The organism is Variovorax sp. OV700 (assembly GCF_900099805.1).
Taxonomy (GTDB): Bacteria; Pseudomonadota; Gammaproteobacteria; order Burkholderiales; family Burkholderiaceae_C; genus Variovorax.
Genome location: NZ_FNDR01000019.1, coordinates 70,194 through 88,503, shown reverse-complemented (window position 1 = coordinate 88,503; position 18,310 = coordinate 70,194). Strand labels below are relative to the sequence as shown.

Genomic DNA, 18,310 nt, shown 5'->3' with positions numbered 1-18,310 from the left:
ACGTAGGCGTTGTGGTGCTTGCCGTAGTGGTACTCGAGGGTCTCCTTCGAGTACTCGGGTGCCAGCGCGTCGAGGGCGTAAGGCAGGGGTGGGAGGGTGTGTTCCATGGTGGGGTCTTCCTTTAGGGTCTAGGGGTTTGGAATGGATCAAGGCGGGTTCTTCGGGCTCACCTGGTAGGCGCAGCGCCGCGCGCCCGCGAGCACGTGCTCGACGCGGCTCACGCTCACGCCGGGCCCCAGCAGATCGTCGAAGAGCTGCAGTTCGCTGCGGCAGAAGCCCGTGCAGGCCCGCGCCGCGGTGCAGATGGGGCAATGGTTCTCGATGAACAGGAAGCCGTCACCCTCGGGCCGGAACTCGGCCATGTAGCCTTCGCGGCTGCGGATGTCGGCCAGCCGCTCTAGCCTGGCCTTGAGGCTGCGCGCGCCGTGCAGGGCCTCGCGGTAGCTGGCTCGCATGGCTTCCTCGCGTGCGCCGATGAGCTGGTCCATGCCCTTGTCGCCGAAGACGTTGATCACTGCGCTGATCATCTGCACCGTCATCTCGGCGTGCGTGTCGGGAAAGCGCGCGTGGCCGGCGCCGGTGAGCCGCCATATCTGCGTCGGCCGGCCGCGGCCCGCGGGGCGGCTCTCGGCATCGACCAGGCCCTCGGCCTGCAGCTTGGCCATCTGCTGGCGCACGGCCTCCACCGTGACGTCGAGCACCTTGGCGATGTCGGGAATGCCCAGCGCGCCACGCGTCTTGAGCGTGGACAGGATGCGGTCTGCCGGCTGGTGCGGCATCCAGGCGGGCTTGGCATCGAGGGGGCGCGTGGTCATCCTTTTTCTTTTATTCAAAGATGGTCCTTTGATTATCAAGGGACACGCCAGCCGTTGTCGAGCACTTTGAAAAGTGGGGATGCCTTTACGGTTTCTTTATGCGCCGCCACCGACTCTGTTCCCTGTTTTTACGGGCGCCTGCCGAGACTCGAGGTCTTGTTTCGCTGCAGGAGTGATGAATGGATTTCGTCTGGATGGGCGCCTTGCTGGCGCTGTGGGCGGTGATGGCGGCCATGGCCGTCGGGCTGGACCGGCTCAACGGGCCGAACGCGCCAGGCGCGCCGAAAGCCGGCATGGGAGAACGGCCATGATCAGCCTCGAAGCTCTTTATGGTTTCGGCGCATTGATCGCCGTGGTGCTGTTCGCGTACCTGGTGTTCGCATTGATCTGTGCCGAGGAGTTCTGAAATGACCGCCTCCGCCTGGTCCTTGCTGGCTTCCTTTCTCGTCGTGCTTTTGCTGCTGGCCTGGCCTGTCGGCAAGTTCCTGGCCGCGCTGTGCGACGAGCGCGTGCCGCGCTGGATGCAGCGCATCGAAGCACCGATCTACAAGCTCGCCGGCACCCAGCTGGGGCAGTCGATGCATTGGCTGACCTATGCGCTTGCGCTGCTGGCCTTCAATGCCGTGGGCGCGATCTTTCTCTACGCGCTGCAGCGCCTGCAAGGTTCGCTGCCGCTCAACCCCGCCGCCATGGGCGCCGTGTCGCCCGACTCGGCCTTCGACACCGCGGTGAGCTTCGTCTCCAACACCAATTGGCAGGGCTACGCCGGCGAATCGACCATGAGCTATCTCACGCAGATGCTCGGGTTCACGGTACAGAATTTCTTCTCGGCCGCCACGGGCATTGCGGTGGCATTCGTGCTGGTGCGCGGCTTCGCGCGCCGCGGCGACGGCAAGAGCCGCGGCCTGGTCGGCAACTTCTGGGCCGACCTCACGCGCATCACGCTCTGGCTCCTGGTGCCACTGTCGTTCGTGCTCGCGCTGATCTTCGTGGGCCAGGGCGTGATCCAGAACTTCGACGGCTACAAGACCGTGCAAACGGTCGAGGCCGCCGCGAGCCCGCAGACACAGACGCTCGCCATGGGCCCTGTCGCGTCGCAGGAAGCCATCAAGATGATCGGCACCAACGGCGGTGGCTTCTTCAACGCGAACTCGGCGCACCCGTACGAGAACCCGACCGCGCTCAGCAACCTGCTGCAGATGATCGCGATCTTCCTGATTCCCGCGGCCCTGTGCTTCGCCTTCGGGCGCGTGGTTGGCGACCGGCGCCAGGGCTGGGCGGTGCTCGCGGCCATGGCGGTGATGTTCGTGGTCGCAGTGGCGGTCATCATCCCGGCCGAGCAGGCCGGCAATCCGCTCTTCGGCGCGCTGGGCGTCGACCAGGTATCGAGCGCGCTGCAAAGCGGCGGCAACATGGAAGGCAAGGAAGTGCGTTTCGGCACCGACGCCTCGGCGCTCTTTGCGGCCATTACCACCGCGGCATCCTGCGGCGCGGTGAATGCCATGCACGACTCCTTCACGCCCATCGGCGGCATGGTGCCGATGGTGCTGATGCAGCTCGGCGAGGTGGTCTTCGGCGGCGTGGGCAGCGGCCTCTACGGCATGCTGATCTTCGCGATGCTCGCGGTGTTCATCGCGGGGCTGATGATCGGCCGCACGCCCGAGTACCTGGGCAAGAAGATCGAGGTGCGCGAGATGAAGCTGATCTCCATCGCCATCCTGGTCACGCCGATCCTGGTGCTGGCCGGCACCGCGGTGGCGGTGATGGCCGGCGCCGGCAAGGCCGGCATCGCAAACCCCGGCGCGCACGGCTTCTCGGAGATCCTGTATGCGCTGAGCTCGGCCGCCAACAACAACGGCAGCGCCTTCGCGGGGCTCTCGGCCAACACGCCGTTCTACAACGGCCTGCTCGGGCTTGCCATGTGGCTCGGCCGCTTCGCGGTGATCGTGCCGGTGCTGGCCATCGCCGGTTCGCTCGCGGCCAAGCAGCGCCTCCCGGTCACCGGCGGCACGCTGCCCACGCACGGGCCGTTGTTCGTCTCGCTGCTGATCGGCACCGTGCTGCTGGTCGGCCTGCTCAACTACGTTCCGGCATTGGCCCTCGGGCCCGTCGTCGAACACCTCGTGCTCTGGAAGTGAAGGAGCGCACCATGACAAACACCAAGACTTCCCTTTCGCTCTTCGACGCCGCGCTGGTCAAGCCCGCGCTTTGGGGCGCCTTCGCCAAGCTCGATCCGCGCACCCAGTGGCGCAACCCGGTGATGTTCATTGTCTACATCGGCAGCATCCTCACGACGCTGCTCTGGGTGCATTCGCTGACCTTCCCCGGCGACACCGGCATGAAGCCGGCCTTCGTGCTTGCCGTGTCTGTCTGGCTGTGGTTCACCGTGCTGTTCGCCAACTTCGCGGAGGCCCTGGCCGAAGGGCGCAGCAAGGCGCAGGCCGCCTCGCTGAGGGGGCTGCGCAAGGACACCTGGGCCAAGAAGCTGCAGGAGCCTCGCCACGGCGGCCAGTGGCTTCCGGAGCAGGCGCCCAACTTGCGAAAGGGCGACGTCGTGCTGGTTGAAACGGGCGACGTCATCCCGCTCGACGGCGAAGTGATCGAAGGCGTGGCCTCGGTCGACGAGAGCGCCATCACCGGCGAATCGGCGCCTGTGGTGCGGGAGTCGGGCGGCGACTTCTCGGCTGTGACCGGCGGCACCCGCGTGCTGTCCGACTGGCTGGTGGTGCGCATCTCGGTGAACCCGGGCGAGTCTTTCCTCGACCGCATGATCGGTATGGTCGAAGCCGCCAAGCGCCACAAGACGCCCAATGAGATCGCGCTCACCATCCTCCTGGTGGCGCTGACGCTGGTGTTCCTGATGGTCACGGTCACGCTGCTGCCGTTCTCGCTTTTCAGCGTCGAGGCTGCGGGCGCCGGCACCGTGGTGTCGCTCACTGCGCTGGTGGCGCTCCTGGTGTGCCTGATCCCGACCACCATCGGCGGCCTGCTCTCGGCCGTGGGCGTGGCCGGCATGAGCCGCATGATGCAGGCCAACGTGATCGCCACTTCGGGCCGCGCGGTGGAAGCGGCCGGCGACGTCGACGTGCTGCTGCTCGACAAGACCGGCACCATCACGCATGGCAACCGCCAGGCCAGTGCTTTCCTGCCGTCACCCGGCGTACCCAAGAGCCGTCTTGCGCGCGCTGCCATGCTCGCATCGCTGGCCGACGAAACGCCTGAAGGGCGCAGCATCGTCGAACTTGCGCGCCGCGATGGGCTGGAAGCCGCATCTGTCGAGGGCGCCCGCTTCGTGCCCTTCACCGCGCAGACGCGCATGAGCGGCGTCGACCTACCGGCCCCGCCCAACAGCCTCGATACCAACGCCATCCTGCTGCGCAAGGGCGCGGTCGATGCGGTACGCCGCCATGTGGAGTCGCTCGGCGGTGCCATGCCGGCTGAAGTGCTGCGCGCGGCCGAAGAAACGGCGCGCCGCGGCAGCACGCCGCTGGCCGTGGCCGAGGGTGCCCGCGTGCTCGGCGTGGTCGAGCTCAAGGACATCGTCAAGACCGGTATCAAGGAGCGCTTTGCCGAGCTGCGCCGCATGGGCATCAAGACGGTGATGATTACCGGCGACAACAAGCTCACCGCCGCGGCCATTGCGGCCGAGGCGGGCGTCGACGACTTCCTGGCCGAAGCCACGCCCGAGGACAAGCTCGCGCTGATCCGCAAGTACCAGTCCGAGGGCCGCCTGGTCGCGATGACCGGCGACGGCACCAACGACGCGCCCGCTCTCGCGCAGGCCGACGTGGCCGTGGCCATGGGCAGCGGTACGCAGGCCGCCAAGGAGGCCGGCAACATGGTCGACCTGGATTCGAACCCCACCAAGCTGCTCGAAGTGGTGGAGACCGGCAAGGCGCTGCTCATGACGCGCGGCTCGCTCACCACCTTCTCGATCGCGAACGACGTGGCGAAGTATTTCGCCATCATTCCGGCGATCTTCGTCTCGACCTACCCGCAGCTCGGCGCGCTCAACGTGATGCGGCTCGCAAGCCCGTCGTCGGCGATCCTGTCGGCCGTGATCTTCAACGCGCTGGTCATCGTCTTTCTGATTCCGCTCGCGCTCAAGGGCGTGCGCTACAGGCCGGTGGGCGCGGCCGCGCTGCTGCGCCGCAACCTGGCCATCTACGGTCTGGGCGGCCTCGTCGTTCCCTTCATCGGCATCAAGCTGATCGACTGGCTGCTCGTTGCCGTACATCTTTCTTGAGAAGCGCTCCATCATGAACAATCTCTTTCGTCCCGCGCTCGTGCTCTTTGCGCTGCTGAGCGCGCTCACCGGCCTGATCTATCCGCTGGCCGTCACCGGCGCCGCCAAGGCGCTGTTTCCGTCGCAGGCAGCCGGCAGCCTGATCGTGCAGAGCGGCACCACGGTGGGTTCGACGCTCATCGGCCAGAACTTCAGCGATCCGAAGCACTTCTGGGGCCGGCCATCGGCCACTGCGCCGCAGCCCTACAACGCGAGCGCTTCGGGCGGCTCGAACCTGGGCCCGCTCAATCCGGCGCTGGTGGATGCGGTCAAGGCGCGGGTCGAAGCCCTGCGCGCCGCCGACCCGGGCAACACCGCACCGGTGCCGGTCGATCTCGTCACGGCCTCGGCCAGCGGGCTCGATCCCGACATCAGCCCCGCCGCCGCGCGCTACCAGGCGGCGCGTGTGGCGCACGTGCGCGGCGTGCCGGTCGAACAGGTGAATGCGCTGGTCGCCAGCCACACGCAGGCGCCGCTCTGGGGCTTGCTGGGCGAGCCGCGCGTCAATGTGCTGGCGCTGAATCTCGCGCTCGATGGGAGCGGGCCGATGCGCTAACCTGCGCAGCCACCGCCATGTCCGACGCCCGCCCTGATCCCGACGCCCTGCTTGCGCAATTGCGCAGCGATGCAGCGCGCGCGCAGCGCGGCAAGCTGCGCATCTATTTCGGTGCCAGCGCGGGCGTGGGAAAGACCTGGGCCATGCTCAGCGCCGCACAGCGCGAGCACGCGGCGGGCCGCAACGTGCTGGTCGGCGTGGCCGAAACACACGGCCGCAGCGAAACCGCGGCGCTGCTTGGGGGCCTGGACGCGTTGCCGATGCGCGAGCTGGACTACCGCGGCCGCAGGCTGGCCGAGTTCGATCTCGACGCCGCCCTGGCGCGCAAACCCGCCGTGCTGCTGGTCGACGAGCTGGCCCACACCAACGCGCCCGGATCCCGCCATGCCAAACGCTGGCAGGACGTGCAGGAGCTGCTGACCGCGGGCATCGAGGTCTGGTCCGCGCTCAATGTGCAGCATCTCGAAAGCCTCAACGGCACGGTGGGGGCCATCACCGGCGTGCGGGTGCACGAGACCGTGCCCGACACCGTGCTCGACGAAGCCGATGAGGTGGTGCTGGTCGACGTCACGCCCGACGAGCTCACGGCGCGGCTCGCCGCCGGCAAGGTGTATCTGCCACAGCAGGCCGAGCGTGCCGCGCAGAACTTCTTCCGCAAGGGCAACCTGATCGCGCTGCGCGAGATTGCACTGCGCCGCACCGCTGAGCACGTGGAAGACGACGTGCGCGGCTGGCGCGTCGAGCAATCGGGCGCGGCCGGCAACGGCGAGGGCGGCGCGCTGCAGGCCTGGAACACCTCGGGCGCAATCCTCGCGTGCGTCGGACCGCACGAGGGCGCCGCGCAAACGGTGCGCACCGCGGCGCGGCTGGCGGGCCAGCTCAACGTGCGCTGGCATGCAGCCTATGTCGAGACGCCGCGCCTGCAACGGCTTGCCGCGCAGGAGCGCGACCGCATCCTCGCGGTGCTCAAGCTCGCGGAGGAACTGGGCGCGGCCACCGCGGTGCTCACGGGTTCCGACGTGGCGGAGCAGTTGGCCGAGCAGGCGCGGCGGCTCAACTGCGCGACGCTGGTGCTGGGACGCTCGGCCCCCCCCAAGGGATGGCGTCGCTGGTGGCCCGCCACGCCGATGCCACTGCCGCGCGCGCTGGCGCAACGCGCGCCCGCGCTCGACATCCTGGAAGTGGGCCATGCCGACAGTTCTCGGCGCCTCTCGCGCGCAGCCATCAACGGCATGCGTGCCGACGAGGGCGATCACGAGAAGGCGCCCATTCATTGGCCGGGCTACGCGTGGGCGACGGCCATCAGCGTGGCGCTCACGCTGGTGTGCACGCCCCTGGCCAGCGTGCTGGAGCTGTCCAACATCGTGATGCTGTTGCTGCTTGGCGTGATCGGCGTGGCGATGCGTTTCGGCCGCGGCCCTTCGGCACTCGCGGCTCTGCTCAACGTGGCGGCGTTCGACTATTTCTTCGTGCCGCCGCGCCTGTCGTTCGCGGTGAGCGACGTGCAATACGTGCTGACCTTCGCGATCATGCTGGGCGTGGGCCTGCTGGTGGGCCAGCTCATGGCGGGACTGCGCTTTGCGGCCGGCGTGTCTACCAGCCGCGAGCGCCGGGCACGCTCGCTGTTCGAACTTACGCGCGAACTCTCGGCGGCGCTGGAGAGCACGCAGGTCGTCGCGCTGGGCGCTGCCGCGGTGCAGGGCCACTTTGGCGGCCATGCGCTGGTGCTGGTCACCGACGCGGCCGACCAGCTCGTGCTGCCCGGGAACCCGCCAGAGGGTTTCGATGCGCACGTGGCCGACTGGGCCTTTCGCCATGGCCAGCCCGCCGGCCTTGCCACCGCCACGCTCGCAGCCCAGCCCTGGCATTACGTGCCGCTGCAGGCGCCCATGCGCGTGCGCGGCGTACTCGCGCTGTCGCCGGCGCAGCCGCGCTGGCTGCTGATTCCCGAGCAGGCGCAGCAACTCGACACGCTGGCCCGGCAGATCGCGATCGCGCTGGAGCGCGTGCACTATGTCGAAGTGGCGCAGCAAGCCGTGGTCGAGATGGAATCGGAGCGGCTGCGCAACGCTTTGCTCGGCGCCATTTCGCACGACGTACGCACGCCGCTCACGGCATTGATCGCACTCGCCGAATCGCTGCAGACCCTGCCGCCCGAAGCGCATGCCGAAGCGGCTCGCGCCATCGTCGCGCAGGCGCATGAACTGCACGCGCTGGTCAACAACCTGCTCGACATGGCGCGGCTCGAAAGCGGCATTGCGGGCGGCGCGGTGAATCTGCGGCGCGACTGGCAATCGGTCGAGGAAGTGGTGGGCTCGGCCATTCGCGCGGCGCGCACGTCGTTGGGCAGCACCATCGTGCAAACCGCGCTCGACCCGGATCTTCCGCTGGTCGAATTCGATGCCGTGCTGATCGAGCGCGTGCTGGTCAACCTGCTGGAGAACGCCGCCAAGTACGGCGCGCCGCCGATCGTCGTCGGCGCACGGGCCGAGCCTGGCACGCTGGTGCTCACGGTGCGCGACCACGGCCCCGGCCTGCCCGCCGCGCTGCTGGGCCGCGAGCAGAAGCTGTTCGACAAGTTCACCCGCGGCGAGACCGAATCGGCCACGCCGGGCGTGGGGCTGGGCCTGGCCATCTGCCGCGCGGTGGTGAGCGCGCATGGCGGCGAGATTGCGGCGGCCAATGCAGAGGGCGGCGGTGCAGAATTCACGGTCACATTGCCGCGCCGCGAGCCACCGGAACCGGCCGAAGCACAACTCTGAAACCATGCCATCCCCCACCGCCATCGTGATCGAGGACGAGCCGCAGATACGCCGCTTCGTGCGCGGCGCGCTCGAGGCCGAAGGCTGGCTGGTGCACGAGGCTGGCACGTTGCGCGATGGGCTGGCGGCGGCCGGCACGCGTCAGCCTGATTTGCTGGTGCTTGACCTGGGCCTCCCCGACGGCGACGGTGTTTCGCTGATTCGCGATGTGCGCGGCTGGTCGGCCGTGCCGATCATCGTGCTGTCTGCGCGCAGCGACGAGGCCGACAAGATTGCCGCGCTCGATGCAGGCGCCGACGACTACCTGACCAAGCCCTTCGGCACCGGAGAGCTTCTGGCGCGCGTGCGCGCCAACCTGCGCCGCCCGCGTGCGGCCGGCGGTGGCGACGAACCTGCGGATCCGCTGTTTCGTTTCGGCGAAGTCGAACTCGACCGCGCCGCGCGCATCGTTCGCCGCGCCGGCGCCGAGGTGCACCTGACGCCGACCGAGTACCGGCTGCTGTCAGTGTTGGTTGCCAACGCTGGGCGCGTGCTCACGCAACGACAGCTGCTGCGCGAAGTGTGGGGTCCGTCGCACACGGATCAGAGCCACTATTTGCGGATCTACATGGGGCATTTGAGGCAGAAACTGGAAGCGGATCCGGCGCAGCCGCGGCATCTGCTGACGGAGACTGCGGTGGGGTATCGGTTGGTGGTTTAGCCGGTGGACGCCGCGCTTTGTCGAAGGCACAGTGCCCTCACCCTAGCCCTCTCCCAGAGGGAGAGGGGACAAGACGGGAGGGGACGGATTGCGTGTTGCTCCCTCTCCCTCTGGGAGAGGGCTGGGGTGAGGGCATCGGCATTGACGCCGCCACCCACCCGAAAAAGCGATCAGCCCGCCAAGCCCTTGTTCGGATTCAACAAGAACTTCTCCCCCGTCGCCTGCTTGCCATACACGCCAATGGCATCCAGCTGCAGCGCCTCGAACAAGGAAACTTCCCGCGTGTAGTGGCTCGCAAACGTGGTCTTCAATTCAGCCACCACCCGAGCCCGCAACCGCCGCGTGCCTTCATCCCCAAGCTTCTGCAGGAACGGAAACAGCAGCCACCCGCCCATGGCCCACGCCATGCCGAAGTTGCGCACGAACTCCGTCGGCGAGCGGTCGAGCCCGCCGTAGATGTAGACCTGCTTGTGCGTGGTCGAGCCGTAGCGGCTGTATTCCTTGGCGGTGCGGTTCAGCGCGGCTTCCATGCAGCCGAGGATCTGGCCCGCGAGCTTGCCGCCGCCGGTGGCGTCGAAGGCCAGCGTGGCGCCCGTCTCGACCAGGGCCTGCGTCAAGTCTTCGACAAACGTGGGCGAGCTGGTGCTGCACACGTACTTCGCGCCGATGCCGCGCAGCAGTGCTTCCTGCTCGGGCTTGCGCACGATGTTGACCAGGTCGATGCCGTCCTTCTGGCAGATCTTGTTGAGCATCTGGCCCAGGTTGGAGGCGGCGGCCGTGTGCACCAGCGCCTTGTGACCTTCGCGCCGCATCGTCTCGACCATGCCCAGCGATGTGAGAGGGTTCACGAAGCAGGATGCGCCTTCGGCCGACGGCGTACCCGCGGGCAGCTCAAGGCACTGGGCCGCCGCCACCGCGCGGTACTGCGAGTACATCGCGCCGCCGATCGCGGCCACTGTCTTGCCGAGCAGCGCCTGAGCAGCTGGCGACGAGCCGGCCTTCACCACCACTCCCGCACCTTCGTTGCCCACCGGCAGCGACTGGTCCAGCCGCCCGGCCATCGCGGGCATGCCACGCTCCGGCACCGTGGCGGTCACAACGGGCCGATCGGGCGTGCCGGAGACCTTGGCGGTGCCCATGTCGGCCGCGCCGAACAGCAGCCCCAGGTCCGATGGATTCATCGGCGATGCCTCGACGCGGATCACCACTTCATGCGGCTGCGGTTCGGGAATCGGTTCGTCGTGCAGCGAGAGTTCGAGTTCGCCGCTCGCGCGGATGAGGGAGCGGAGTTGGAGTGCCATGAAGAGCCCCTTGCGACCTTGAAAAAGGTCCGTTCGAAGGTGGCCCAGGGCCACGGGGCGGCCAGTATAGGAGCGGCGTGCGAAAGCTGCAGGCGCCTTCAGGACACCACGGGAATCACCGGCGCATGGGCCAGCGCACGGCGCATCTTCTGCGGGTCGAGCCGGTCGATGTAGCGCGGGATGTTGCGCCACAGCGTGTGGTAGCCGTAGCCGCCGCGGAACATCTCCTGCCGCGCGCTTTCCTTGTCCCAGTCCTGCACCGCCATGCGATAGACCGCGGCGACCACGCCGGTGCGGTCGGCGCCGTGCATGCAGTGGATCAGCACCGGGCCCTGCTTCTCGGCTTCGCGTATCGCCATCAGCGCGCGCAGCACCTTGGCGTCATCGATCGACCAGGTGTTGATCGGCACGCGCACCAGGCGGATGTCGTGGCCCGCGAACACTTTCTTGTCGTCGTTGAAGGAGCGCAGGCTCACGATGGTGCGGATGCCAAGCGACTTGAGCGCCGCCACGTTCGCGATGCGCGGCTGCGCGCTGCGGTACAGCGTGGGCGTGATTCGGTGCAGGTTCTCGACCTGCAGTTCGTCCAGCGGGTCTGCCCAGTGCGAGGGGCGCGGGGTGGTTGTCATGAGGGCGAGCGGGGCCAGTGGCGCCGCAACAGTATGAGCAGGGCCACCGCCAGGCCGCCCCAATAGTCGACCGGCGCGCCCCATATCCAGTGCTTGTGCCAGAACGCATCCACCGCATTGAACCGTGGCCAGCCGAAGGCCGGGTTGATGATGAACCACAGGAAGTCTTCGCAGACCCAGAACACGATCAGCCCCGCCATGGCCAGCCCCACGTCGCGCAGTGTCCAGCGCCCGTTGAACGCCAGCGGCGAGAAGAACACCAGTGCCATGAAGGTGAACACCCAGGCGTGGTAGCCGGTCATGGCGCGTCCGCCCCAGAAGAGGTCGAGCCAGATGCTGTTCTCGATGCGCCACGTGGGCAGCGACGTGGCCCAGCCGGCGCCGCCTTCGATCTGGATCTCGGCGTTGGCAAAGAAGAACGCCATCACCACCACCCATGCCAGGTAGCCGAGCGTGCGGGCCACGCTTGTCTTCTCCGAGGTGCCGATCATTCTTCGCCCAGCACGTGGCGCAGCACCGCGGCCGCGGCGCGCGGCTTGCCGAGCGCGCGACTGCGCCGGGCCATGTCCGCCAGCTTGGCGGGGTCGGCCATCAGGCGCGCCACCTTGTAGTCGAGGCCGATTGCGTCGTATGCGAGCCAGGCCGCGCCTTCTTCCATCAGGAAGCCGGCGTTGTGCTCTTCCTGCCCCGGAATCGGCGAGATCAGCAGCATCGGCTTGCCCAGCGCCAGGCATTCCGACACCGTGAGCCCGCCGGGCTTGGTGACCACCAGGTCGGCCGCGGCCATGAGCTTGTGCATCTCGTTGGTGAAGCCGATGGCGACCACGCGGCCCGGGTGGCGCGCGGCCAGGGCTTGTAGCTTGCCGTGGGTCTCGGCGTTGCGGCCGGCCACGGCAATTACTTGCAAGCCGCTGTCGGCGCCGAGCAGAAGCACGCGCTCGACCATGCTCGCCAGATCGCCCACGCCTGCGCCGCCGGATGCCATCAACAGCACGGGCCGAGCCGGGTCGAGGCCGAGCGCCTTGGCGCAGGCATCGTGGGCGAGCGCCGGCGCATCGGGTTCGGAGAATGCGGGCATCACCGGAATGCCTGTCACGTGGATGCGCTCCGCGGGAATGCCGCGCGCGCGCAGCCTGAAGGCCACTTCTTCGGTCGCGGCAAGGTAGCCTTCCATGCCTGGCACCAGCCACATGTTGTGCAGGTCGTAGTCGGTGACCTGGAGCCACACCGGGTAGTCGATGCGGCCGCCATTGCGCTCGCGCATCAGCAGCTCGGCCGGCAGGAAGTGCGTGCAGACCACGGCGTCGGGCTTTTCGCGGCGTATTTCGCGCACCAGGGTGCCGGTGCTCAGCCGCTCGATGCCGCGGCGCAGCCGCTGCGAGGGCGCATGGTGCGGCGTGGCGTCGGAGCGCTGGTGCAGGTACGACCACAGCTCGGGGGCGCGGTTCACGAGCTGGATGTACCAGTCGGTGTAGACCTTGCGAAAGCCGCCGGCCACATGGGCCATGGCGTCCATGTGGACGGCCGTGTGCGGCGGGGTCGATTGCAAGGCGGATTCGAGGGCTTGCGCTGCGCGCACATGGCCGTTGCCGGCGCTCACACTGAGGATCAGGATTTTTGTCATGCGGGTCCGGGCCGTCGGCGGGCCATTGGCGCGCATTATCCCCATGCAATGCGACACATTCCGGAGACGGCTGCAATGGACGAAAATGCTGCTGCGTACCGCTCCACCGGGCGTGACCTGTTTCCAACTGACCGCGCCCCCTGCATGACCGACGCCACCGCCCCGATCCGCCTCAACAAACGCATGGCCGAGCTCGGCATCTGCTCGCGCCGCGAGGCCGATGAGTGGATCGCCAACGGCTGGGTGAAGGTGAACGGCAAGCCGGCCGAAATGGGCGTCAAGGTCACGCCGGCCGATCGCATCGAGGTCGACAAGGCCGCCAAGGGCCAGCAGGCGAACCAGGTCACCATCCTGATCAACAAGCCCATCGGCTACGTGAGCGCGCAGGCAGAAGATGGCCATGAGCCAGCGGTCTCGCTGTTCACGCCCCAGAACCGCTGGGCGGACGACAACACACGCTTCTTCTTCAACCCCCAGCAACTGCGCGGCCTTGCACCGTGCGGCCGGCTCGACATCGATTCGATCGGCCTCCTGGTGATGACGCAGGACGGCCGCATCGCGCGCCAGCTGATCGGCGAAGACTCGGTGATGGAGAAGGAATACCTGGTGCGCGTGGCGTATCACGGCCTGGGCCAGCCGGCGCCCACCGGGCAACTCGTGCGCATGGACGACGACGATCCCGTCACGACCAATGTGCAGGCGGTCTTCCCGCCCGCGATGCTCGCCAGGCTGCGCCACGGCCTGAGCCTTGACGGGCAGCCGCTCAAGCCGGCGCGGGTAGAGTGGCAGAACCCCGAGCAGTTGCGCTTTGTGCTCACCGAGGGCAAGAAGCGCCAGATCCGCCGCATGTGCGAGCTGGTCGGCCTGAAAGTGGTGGGCCTGAAGCGCGTACGCATCGGCAAGGTGATGCTCGGCAACCTGCCCGTGGGGCAGTGGCGCTACCTCGGTCCGCACGAGAAGTTCTGAGTTCTTGCCGATGCCCGTGGTGCTGAGCCAGCGCGCGCTGAACCGGGCCACGCTGGCGCGGCAGATGCTGCTGGAGCGGCGCAAGGCGACGGTCACGCAGGCCATCGAAAAGCTGGCGGGGCTGCAGGCGCAGGCGCCGAACCCGCCTTACATCGGTCTCTGGAGCCGGCTCGAAGGCTTTCGCCGCGAGCAATTGACCGAAGCCCTGAAGAAGCGCCGCGTCGTGCGCATGTCGACGATGCGTGCGACCCTGCACCTGATGGCCGCATCGGATGCATTGGCCTGGCGGCCGCTGCTCGAACCCGTGCACCAGCGCGGCCTCGCGGGCGAGCACGCGCGAGCTCTCGAAGGCATCGACCGCGCGGCCGTGGTGAAGGCGGGTTGGGCGCTGCTGCGCGAAGGCGCGCTTACCGGTTCCGAACTCGGGCAGGCACTCGCGGCGCGCTGGAAAGACCGTCAGCCTGCCTCGCTCGCCGCACTCATCCGCAACAGCGTGCCGCTGGTGCACCTGCCGCCCGCGGGCAACTGGAACTCGCACCAGAGCGCACAGCTGCAGCCCATCGGGCAGTGGCTCGGCGAATCCGCTGCCGGCGCCGCAGCCGCCACGCAGGACGACCTGCTGCTGCGCTACCTGGCGGCCTTCGGTCCCGCCACGCTCGCCGATGCCGGCGCGTGGTCGGGCCTCACGGGCTGGAAGGCTGTGGCCGAGCGCCTCCGGCCACAGCTGCGTACGTTTACCGGCGAGCAGGGCCAGGAGCTGTTCGATCTTCCGCGCGCGCCGCGCCCCGGTCCCGACGCCTTCGCGCCGCCGCGCCTCGTCGCCGAATGGGACAACCTGCTGCTTTCGCATGCCGACCGCAGCCGCGTGATGAGCGAGGCGCATCGCAGCCGGGTGTTCACCGTCAATGGCATCGTGCGCGGCACCGTGCTGCTCGACGGAATCGTCGCGGGCACCTGGAAGATCGAGCGGGCGAAGAACGCGGCCACGGTGGTGCTGGAACCCTTCGCGCGGTGGTCCCAACCCGACCGGCTCGGCGTGCAGGAAGAGGCCATGCGCCTGCTGGCCTTTGCCGCGGCCGGCGAGGGCGAGCGGCACGACGTCCGCGTGCTGTGACCCTTGTGCCTGCACGGCGCCTAAGCCCCGCCTAAGACTTCGCCTCTACGCTGCGCCACGGCGCAGGGCCACTACCGATCATCCCGATCGCGTGCTACCTTGCGGCCCAAGGAGTCGACGCAATGCGTGTACTGCTGGTGGAAGACGACGAGATGATCGGGCGCAGCCTGAAGCAGGCGCTCGAGGGCGCCGGCTGGTCGGCCGACTGGGTGCGCGACGGCGAGCTGGCGCAAAGCGCGCTCGGCGACGGCGACTACACCTGCGTGTTGCTCGACCTGGGCCTGCCGCGGCAGGACGGCACCGAGGTGCTGCGGCGCGCGCGCGAGCGCGGCGATGCCACGCCGGTGCTGGTGCTCACTGCGCGCGACGGGCTCGACGACCGCGTCCACAGCCTCGACCTGGGCGCCGACGACTACCTGCTCAAGCCGTTCGAATTTCGCGAGCTGCTCGCGCGCATGCGGGCCGTGGTGCGCCGGCGCGACGGCGCCGCGCATTCCCTGATCGGCGGGAGCACCTTGCAGCTCGACCTGACCACGCGCGAGGTAGTGGTCGATGGCGCGCGCGAGGCGCTCACGGCGCGCGAGTTCGCGTTGCTGCACGCCTTGCTCGAGCGGCCCGGCGCCATCCTCTCGCGCGAGCAGCTCGAGAACCGCATCTACGGCTGGGGCGAAGAAGTGACCAGCAACGCCATCGACGTGCTGATCCACGGCATGCGCCGCAAGCTCGGCGCGGATTCGATCCGCAACGTGCGTGGACTGGGCTGGCGCGTCGCGGCATGAGCGCCCACCCGGCCGTTCCGAAGGGGGCTCGCGCCGCAGTGCGAAGCACGAAGGTTTGCCAATGAGCGCTGCGGGCGGCGGCCGCTGGTGGCGCCCGCGCTCGCTGCGCACGCAGCTGCTGTTCTGGCTCGTCACGCTGCACCTTGTGGCGGCGGCGATCACGGCGTGGTTCACCTTCGTGGCGTATGGCGACCTGGTTCACAACGCGCTCGACGAGCAGATGCGGCTGGTGGCCGATTCCTATGCGGGCGGCGACCCGCCTCGGATCCCGCGCCCGCTCGACGCCGAGGCCGCCCTGGTGCGCGGCGCCTTCGTGGTCCAGCTATGGAGCGCCGACGGCCGCATGCTGCGCGCGAGTTCCTGGCCGCCGCTGGCCGTGGTGCCCTTGCAGCCGCAGCCGGGCTTTGGCGATGTGGCCACCGGCGTGCACCCGCACTCGCGCTGGCGCGTGTTCACGGCCGAACCCGGTGCGCGCGCCGACCAGCCGCGCGTGCAGGTCTTGCAGAACGAGGACTACCGCCGGCGCCGGACGCTGCGCCGCGCGCTGCTCGAGGGCCTGCCCATCGCGGTGCTGCTGCCTCTGGCGTTGTTGATCCTGTGGCTCATCGTGTCGGCGGCGTCGCGCTCGCTGCGGGCGGTGGCGCGCGACGTGGCCTCGCAGGACGAGCGCAGCCCGACCGATCTTTCATTGGCGCGCGTGCCGGACGAGATTGCGCCGCTGGTCCACGCGTTCAACAACCTGCTGTCGCGCGTGCGCAATGCCTTTGCCACGCAGCGCCGCTTCGTGCAGGACGCGGCCCACGAGCTTCGTACCCCCATGGCCGCCATTGGCCTGCAGATCGAGAACCTGCGCGCGCACGTGCCCGCCGGCGAAGCCACCGAGCGCTTCAACCAGCTCGAGGCCGGCGTCACGCGCGCGCAGCACCTGATCGAGCAGTTGCTGAGCCTCTCGCGGCAGGATGCGCCGGGCCGCCCCACGGCGCGCGAACCGGTCGACATCGAAACCCTGCTGCGCGAGAGCGTGAGCCAGCTGATGGTGCTGGCCGATGCGCGCCGCGTCGACATCGGCTTCGAAGGCCGCATCGCGCCCGTGGTGATGGCGCCGCCCGCCGAACTGCGCAGCGTGTTCGACAACCTGATCGACAACGCGCTGCGCTATGCGCCCGAAGGCGGTGTGGTCGACGTGCGGCTGCACGAGTTCGAAGGCCATGCGGTGGTCGATGTGCTCGACAACGGGCCGGGCATTCCGGCCTCGTCGATAGCCCGCGTGTTCGATCGATTCTTTCGCGTGCCGGGCGCCCCGGTGGGCGGCAGCGGGCTGGGGCTGGCCATTGCGCGCACGGCCGCCGAAAGGCATGGCTTGCGCATCGAGCTGCGCAACCGAGATGAAGAAGAAGGAGGAAGAGCAGGCCCGGGACTGATGGCGCGGGTGCACCTGCCTTCGTCGTCCATGCCCCTCACGCCGACCTAATTGTTTGCTCACGGCCCGCTCAGTCGGGCTGCCTAGAGTGCGTTCAGGCCCTGCCACGCGCAGTTCGCGCGACGGCACACGGCCCGAGACAACCATCCGCCATTCAGGAGCACACACCATGCGCACTTCCTTCAAGCTTATTGCCCTTGGTTCCTTTGCCGCGTTCGCGGCGCTCGGTGCCGTCCATGCGTCGGCCGAAACGACCGACGGTTCGGACTATCACCCGTTGCAGATGAATTCGCCCGAGAACCCCGACGTGCAGGCGGGCGCGATGGCCGCCGCGCGGCCGAGCGGCACCGAGTCCATCGGCCAGTCGACCAGCGCGCCGGCCATGAACTCGACCATTCCTGTGGCCGATGTGCAGGCTGGCGCCTATGCGGCGTCGCACGCCACGGGCACCGAATCGATCGGGCAATCGACCTCGCTGCCGCTCGTGCAGTCGGCCAGCGGCAGCTGATCGGCTGCCGGCGGCTTCAATCAGTCGTCGTTGCTGTTGCTGAGCAGCACGCGGTAGATCACCGCGCCGATGATCGCGCCCGCGATGGGCGCGGCCCAGAAGAGCCACAGTTCCGACATGGCGTATGACGGACCGAACAGCGCCGGCCCCGTGCTGCGCGCCGGATTGACCGAGGTGTTGGTCACCGGAATGGAGACCAGGTGAATCAGCGTGAGGCACAGGCCGATGGCCAGGCCCGCGAAGCCGCCAGCCGCGCGCCTGGCGGTCGAGCCGAGGATCACGATCAGGAACACCGCGGTCATCACCACTTCGCACACCAGCGCGGCGGTCATGCCGTACTTGCCGGGCGAGTGTTCGCCATAGCCGTTGGTGGCAAAGCCGCCGATGTCGGCGCCGGGCTTGCCGGTGGCAATCAGGTAGAGCACGCCGGCCGCGGCAATGGCGCCCAGCACCTGCGCAACGATGTAGCCCGCGAGCTGCGAGGCCTTGAAGCGCCCCGCGGCCGCGAGGCCGATCGACACGGCAGGGTTGAAGTGGCCGCCCGAGATGGGGCCGAGGGCATAGGCCCCCGTGACCACCGTGAGGCCGAACGCGAGCGACACGCCCAGGAAGCCGATGCCCAGGTTGCCCGGAAAGACCGCCGCCAGGACGGCGCTTCCGCAGCCGCCCAGCGTGAGCCAGAAAGTACCTATGAACTCGGCCGACCACTTTTTGTAGGTGCTATGTTCCATGCTGTTCCATCCTGAAGTTGAGAAAAGCGCATGGCCTCCCGGCCATCGTGCGGGCGGATTCTAGGAACGGAACACGCATGCGCCATGCATGTTGTTGCAGCTAACGGAACCTGTTCACAA

Annotated in this window: 18 protein-coding genes and 1 pseudogene; 12 read left to right on the top strand and 7 right to left on the bottom strand. The window is 68.4% G+C overall.

What is annotated here, in order from left to right; genetic code table 11:
* Nucleotides 1–107, bottom strand: a pseudogene (locus BLR24_RS29085) (superoxide dismutase [Fe]); the annotation flags it as partial.
* Between the two features lie 39 nt (nucleotides 108–146).
* Nucleotides 147–815, bottom strand: coding sequence for a helix-turn-helix transcriptional regulator (locus BLR24_RS29080; protein ID WP_093023950.1), 669 nt, complete (start codon nucleotides 813–815; stop codon nucleotides 147–149).
* Between the two features lie 179 nt (nucleotides 816–994).
* On the opposite strand from BLR24_RS29080, the gene BLR24_RS31205 reads away from it, so the two are divergent.
* From BLR24_RS31205 to kdpE, 7 genes are read left to right on the top strand one after another with little or no spacing between them, the layout of a single operon-like run.
* Nucleotides 995–1,126 carry a hypothetical protein gene (locus BLR24_RS31205; RefSeq protein ID WP_302848523.1) on the top strand — a complete coding sequence of 44 codons (132 nt, stop codon included), beginning with the start codon at nucleotides 995–997 and terminating at the stop codon, nucleotides 1,124–1,126.
* Complete coding sequence (gene kdpF, locus BLR24_RS29075) at nucleotides 1,123–1,221, top strand: K(+)-transporting ATPase subunit F (RefSeq protein WP_041943086.1); 99 nt, start codon at nucleotides 1,123–1,125, stop codon at nucleotides 1,219–1,221. Before BLR24_RS31205 ends, kdpF begins: the two co-directional genes overlap by 4 nt.
* Nucleotide 1,222: 1 nt before the next feature.
* Nucleotides 1,223–2,953 carry a potassium-transporting ATPase subunit KdpA gene (gene kdpA / locus BLR24_RS29070; RefSeq protein ID WP_093023948.1) on the top strand — a complete coding sequence of 577 codons (1,731 nt, stop codon included), beginning with the start codon at nucleotides 1,223–1,225 and terminating at the stop codon, nucleotides 2,951–2,953.
* An 11-nt stretch (nucleotides 2,954–2,964) separates the two neighbouring features.
* Nucleotides 2,965–5,061, top strand: coding sequence for a potassium-transporting ATPase subunit KdpB (gene kdpB, locus BLR24_RS29065; protein ID WP_093023963.1), 2,097 nt, complete (start codon nucleotides 2,965–2,967; stop codon nucleotides 5,059–5,061).
* Nucleotides 5,062–5,074: 13 nt separating this feature from the next.
* Nucleotides 5,075–5,656, top strand: a complete 582-nt coding sequence (gene kdpC, locus BLR24_RS29060) for a potassium-transporting ATPase subunit KdpC (protein ID WP_093023946.1) — start codon at nucleotides 5,075–5,077, stop codon at nucleotides 5,654–5,656.
* A gap of 17 nt (nucleotides 5,657–5,673) precedes the next feature.
* Nucleotides 5,674–8,418 (top strand): DUF4118 domain-containing protein, encoded by a 2,745-nt coding sequence (locus tag BLR24_RS29055; protein ID WP_093023944.1) that lies wholly within the window; start codon nucleotides 5,674–5,676, stop codon nucleotides 8,416–8,418.
* 4 nt (nucleotides 8,419–8,422) lie between these two features.
* Nucleotides 8,423–9,118, top strand: coding sequence for a two-component system response regulator KdpE (gene kdpE, locus BLR24_RS29050; RefSeq protein WP_093023942.1), 696 nt, complete (start codon nucleotides 8,423–8,425; stop codon nucleotides 9,116–9,118).
* A 170-nt stretch (nucleotides 9,119–9,288) separates the two neighbouring features.
* Here the strand turns inward: kdpE and BLR24_RS29045 are convergent, their stop codons facing one another.
* The 4 genes from BLR24_RS29045 to BLR24_RS29030 all read right to left on the bottom strand — a co-directional run bounded on the left by BLR24_RS29045 (nucleotide 9,289) and on the right by BLR24_RS29030 (nucleotide 12,672).
* On the bottom strand, nucleotides 9,289–10,419 hold the full coding sequence (locus BLR24_RS29045; protein WP_093023940.1) for a zinc-binding dehydrogenase: 1,131 nt from the start codon (nucleotides 10,417–10,419) through the stop codon (nucleotides 9,289–9,291).
* 98 nt (nucleotides 10,420–10,517) lie between these two features.
* Nucleotides 10,518–11,048, bottom strand: a complete 531-nt coding sequence (locus BLR24_RS29040) for a tyrosine-protein phosphatase (RefSeq protein WP_093023938.1) — start codon at nucleotides 11,046–11,048, stop codon at nucleotides 10,518–10,520.
* Nucleotides 11,045–11,539, bottom strand: coding sequence for a hypothetical protein (locus BLR24_RS29035; RefSeq protein WP_093023936.1), 495 nt, complete (start codon nucleotides 11,537–11,539; stop codon nucleotides 11,045–11,047). The genes BLR24_RS29040 and BLR24_RS29035 overlap by 4 nt, the downstream gene beginning before the upstream one ends.
* The gene (locus tag BLR24_RS29030; RefSeq protein ID WP_175543377.1) at nucleotides 11,536–12,672 is read right to left on the bottom strand and encodes an MGDG synthase family glycosyltransferase; all 1,137 of its coding nucleotides are present in this window, start codon (nucleotides 12,670–12,672) and stop codon (nucleotides 11,536–11,538) included. Before BLR24_RS29030 ends, BLR24_RS29035 begins: the two co-directional genes overlap by 4 nt.
* Before the next feature lie 144 nt (nucleotides 12,673–12,816).
* Between BLR24_RS29030 and BLR24_RS29025 the strand changes: the two genes are divergently transcribed.
* From BLR24_RS29025 to BLR24_RS29005, 5 genes are all read left to right on the top strand, one after another.
* A complete protein-coding gene (locus BLR24_RS29025) occupies nucleotides 12,817–13,638 on the top strand; it encodes a pseudouridine synthase (RefSeq protein ID WP_093023932.1) in 822 nt (273 codons plus the stop codon).
* Between the two features lie 10 nt (nucleotides 13,639–13,648).
* Nucleotides 13,649–14,752, top strand: coding sequence for a winged helix DNA-binding domain-containing protein (locus BLR24_RS29020; protein ID WP_093023930.1), 1,104 nt, complete (start codon nucleotides 13,649–13,651; stop codon nucleotides 14,750–14,752).
* 122 nt (nucleotides 14,753–14,874) lie between these two features.
* The gene (locus BLR24_RS29015) at nucleotides 14,875–15,531 is read left to right on the top strand and encodes a response regulator (RefSeq protein WP_093023928.1); all 657 of its coding nucleotides are present in this window, start codon (nucleotides 14,875–14,877) and stop codon (nucleotides 15,529–15,531) included.
* Nucleotides 15,532–15,592: 61 nt separating this feature from the next.
* Complete coding sequence (locus BLR24_RS29010) at nucleotides 15,593–17,002, top strand: sensor histidine kinase (RefSeq protein ID WP_093023926.1); 1,410 nt, start codon at nucleotides 15,593–15,595, stop codon at nucleotides 17,000–17,002.
* Between the two features lie 118 nt (nucleotides 17,003–17,120).
* On the top strand, nucleotides 17,121–17,459 hold the full coding sequence (locus BLR24_RS29005) for a hypothetical protein (RefSeq protein WP_093023924.1): 339 nt from the start codon (nucleotides 17,121–17,123) through the stop codon (nucleotides 17,457–17,459).
* A 20-nt stretch (nucleotides 17,460–17,479) separates the two neighbouring features.
* Here BLR24_RS29005 and aqpZ read toward each other — a convergent pair whose 3' ends face one another.
* On the bottom strand, nucleotides 17,480–18,190 hold the full coding sequence (aqpZ, locus tag BLR24_RS29000; RefSeq protein WP_093023922.1) for an aquaporin Z: 711 nt from the start codon (nucleotides 18,188–18,190) through the stop codon (nucleotides 17,480–17,482).
* Between the last annotated feature and the right edge of the window lie 120 nt (nucleotides 18,191–18,310).

Excerpts from the sequence above, each read along its gene's own strand:
- BLR24_RS29080 (WP_093023950.1), bottom strand. The coding sequence starts at position 815 with ATGACCACGCGCCCCCTCGATGCCAAGCCCGCCTGGATGCCGCACCAG.
- BLR24_RS31205 (WP_302848523.1), top strand. The coding sequence starts at position 995 with ATGGATTTCGTCTGGATGGGCGCCTTGCTGGCGCTGTGGGCGGTGATG.
- kdpF (WP_041943086.1), top strand. The coding sequence starts at position 1,123 with ATGATCAGCCTCGAAGCTCTTTATGGTTTCGGCGCATTGATCGCCGTG.
- kdpA (WP_093023948.1), top strand. The coding sequence starts at position 1,223 with ATGACCGCCTCCGCCTGGTCCTTGCTGGCTTCCTTTCTCGTCGTGCTT.
- kdpB (WP_093023963.1), top strand. The coding sequence starts at position 2,965 with ATGACAAACACCAAGACTTCCCTTTCGCTCTTCGACGCCGCGCTGGTC.
- kdpC (WP_093023946.1), top strand. The coding sequence starts at position 5,075 with ATGAACAATCTCTTTCGTCCCGCGCTCGTGCTCTTTGCGCTGCTGAGC.
- BLR24_RS29055 (WP_093023944.1), top strand. The coding sequence starts at position 5,674 with ATGTCCGACGCCCGCCCTGATCCCGACGCCCTGCTTGCGCAATTGCGC.
- kdpE (WP_093023942.1), top strand. The coding sequence starts at position 8,423 with ATGCCATCCCCCACCGCCATCGTGATCGAGGACGAGCCGCAGATACGC.
- BLR24_RS29045 (WP_093023940.1), bottom strand. The coding sequence starts at position 10,419 with ATGGCACTCCAACTCCGCTCCCTCATCCGCGCGAGCGGCGAACTCGAA.
- BLR24_RS29040 (WP_093023938.1), bottom strand. The coding sequence starts at position 11,048 with ATGACAACCACCCCGCGCCCCTCGCACTGGGCAGACCCGCTGGACGAA.
- BLR24_RS29035 (WP_093023936.1), bottom strand. The coding sequence starts at position 11,539 with ATGATCGGCACCTCGGAGAAGACAAGCGTGGCCCGCACGCTCGGCTAC.
- BLR24_RS29030 (WP_175543377.1), bottom strand. The coding sequence starts at position 12,672 with ATGACAAAAATCCTGATCCTCAGTGTGAGCGCCGGCAACGGCCATGTG.
- BLR24_RS29025 (WP_093023932.1), top strand. The coding sequence starts at position 12,817 with ATGACCGACGCCACCGCCCCGATCCGCCTCAACAAACGCATGGCCGAG.
- BLR24_RS29020 (WP_093023930.1), top strand. The coding sequence starts at position 13,649 with ATGCCCGTGGTGCTGAGCCAGCGCGCGCTGAACCGGGCCACGCTGGCG.
- BLR24_RS29015 (WP_093023928.1), top strand. The coding sequence starts at position 14,875 with ATGCGTGTACTGCTGGTGGAAGACGACGAGATGATCGGGCGCAGCCTG.
- BLR24_RS29010 (WP_093023926.1), top strand. The coding sequence starts at position 15,593 with ATGAGCGCTGCGGGCGGCGGCCGCTGGTGGCGCCCGCGCTCGCTGCGC.
- BLR24_RS29005 (WP_093023924.1), top strand. The coding sequence starts at position 17,121 with ATGCGCACTTCCTTCAAGCTTATTGCCCTTGGTTCCTTTGCCGCGTTC.
- aqpZ (WP_093023922.1), bottom strand. The coding sequence starts at position 18,190 with ATGGAACATAGCACCTACAAAAAGTGGTCGGCCGAGTTCATAGGTACT.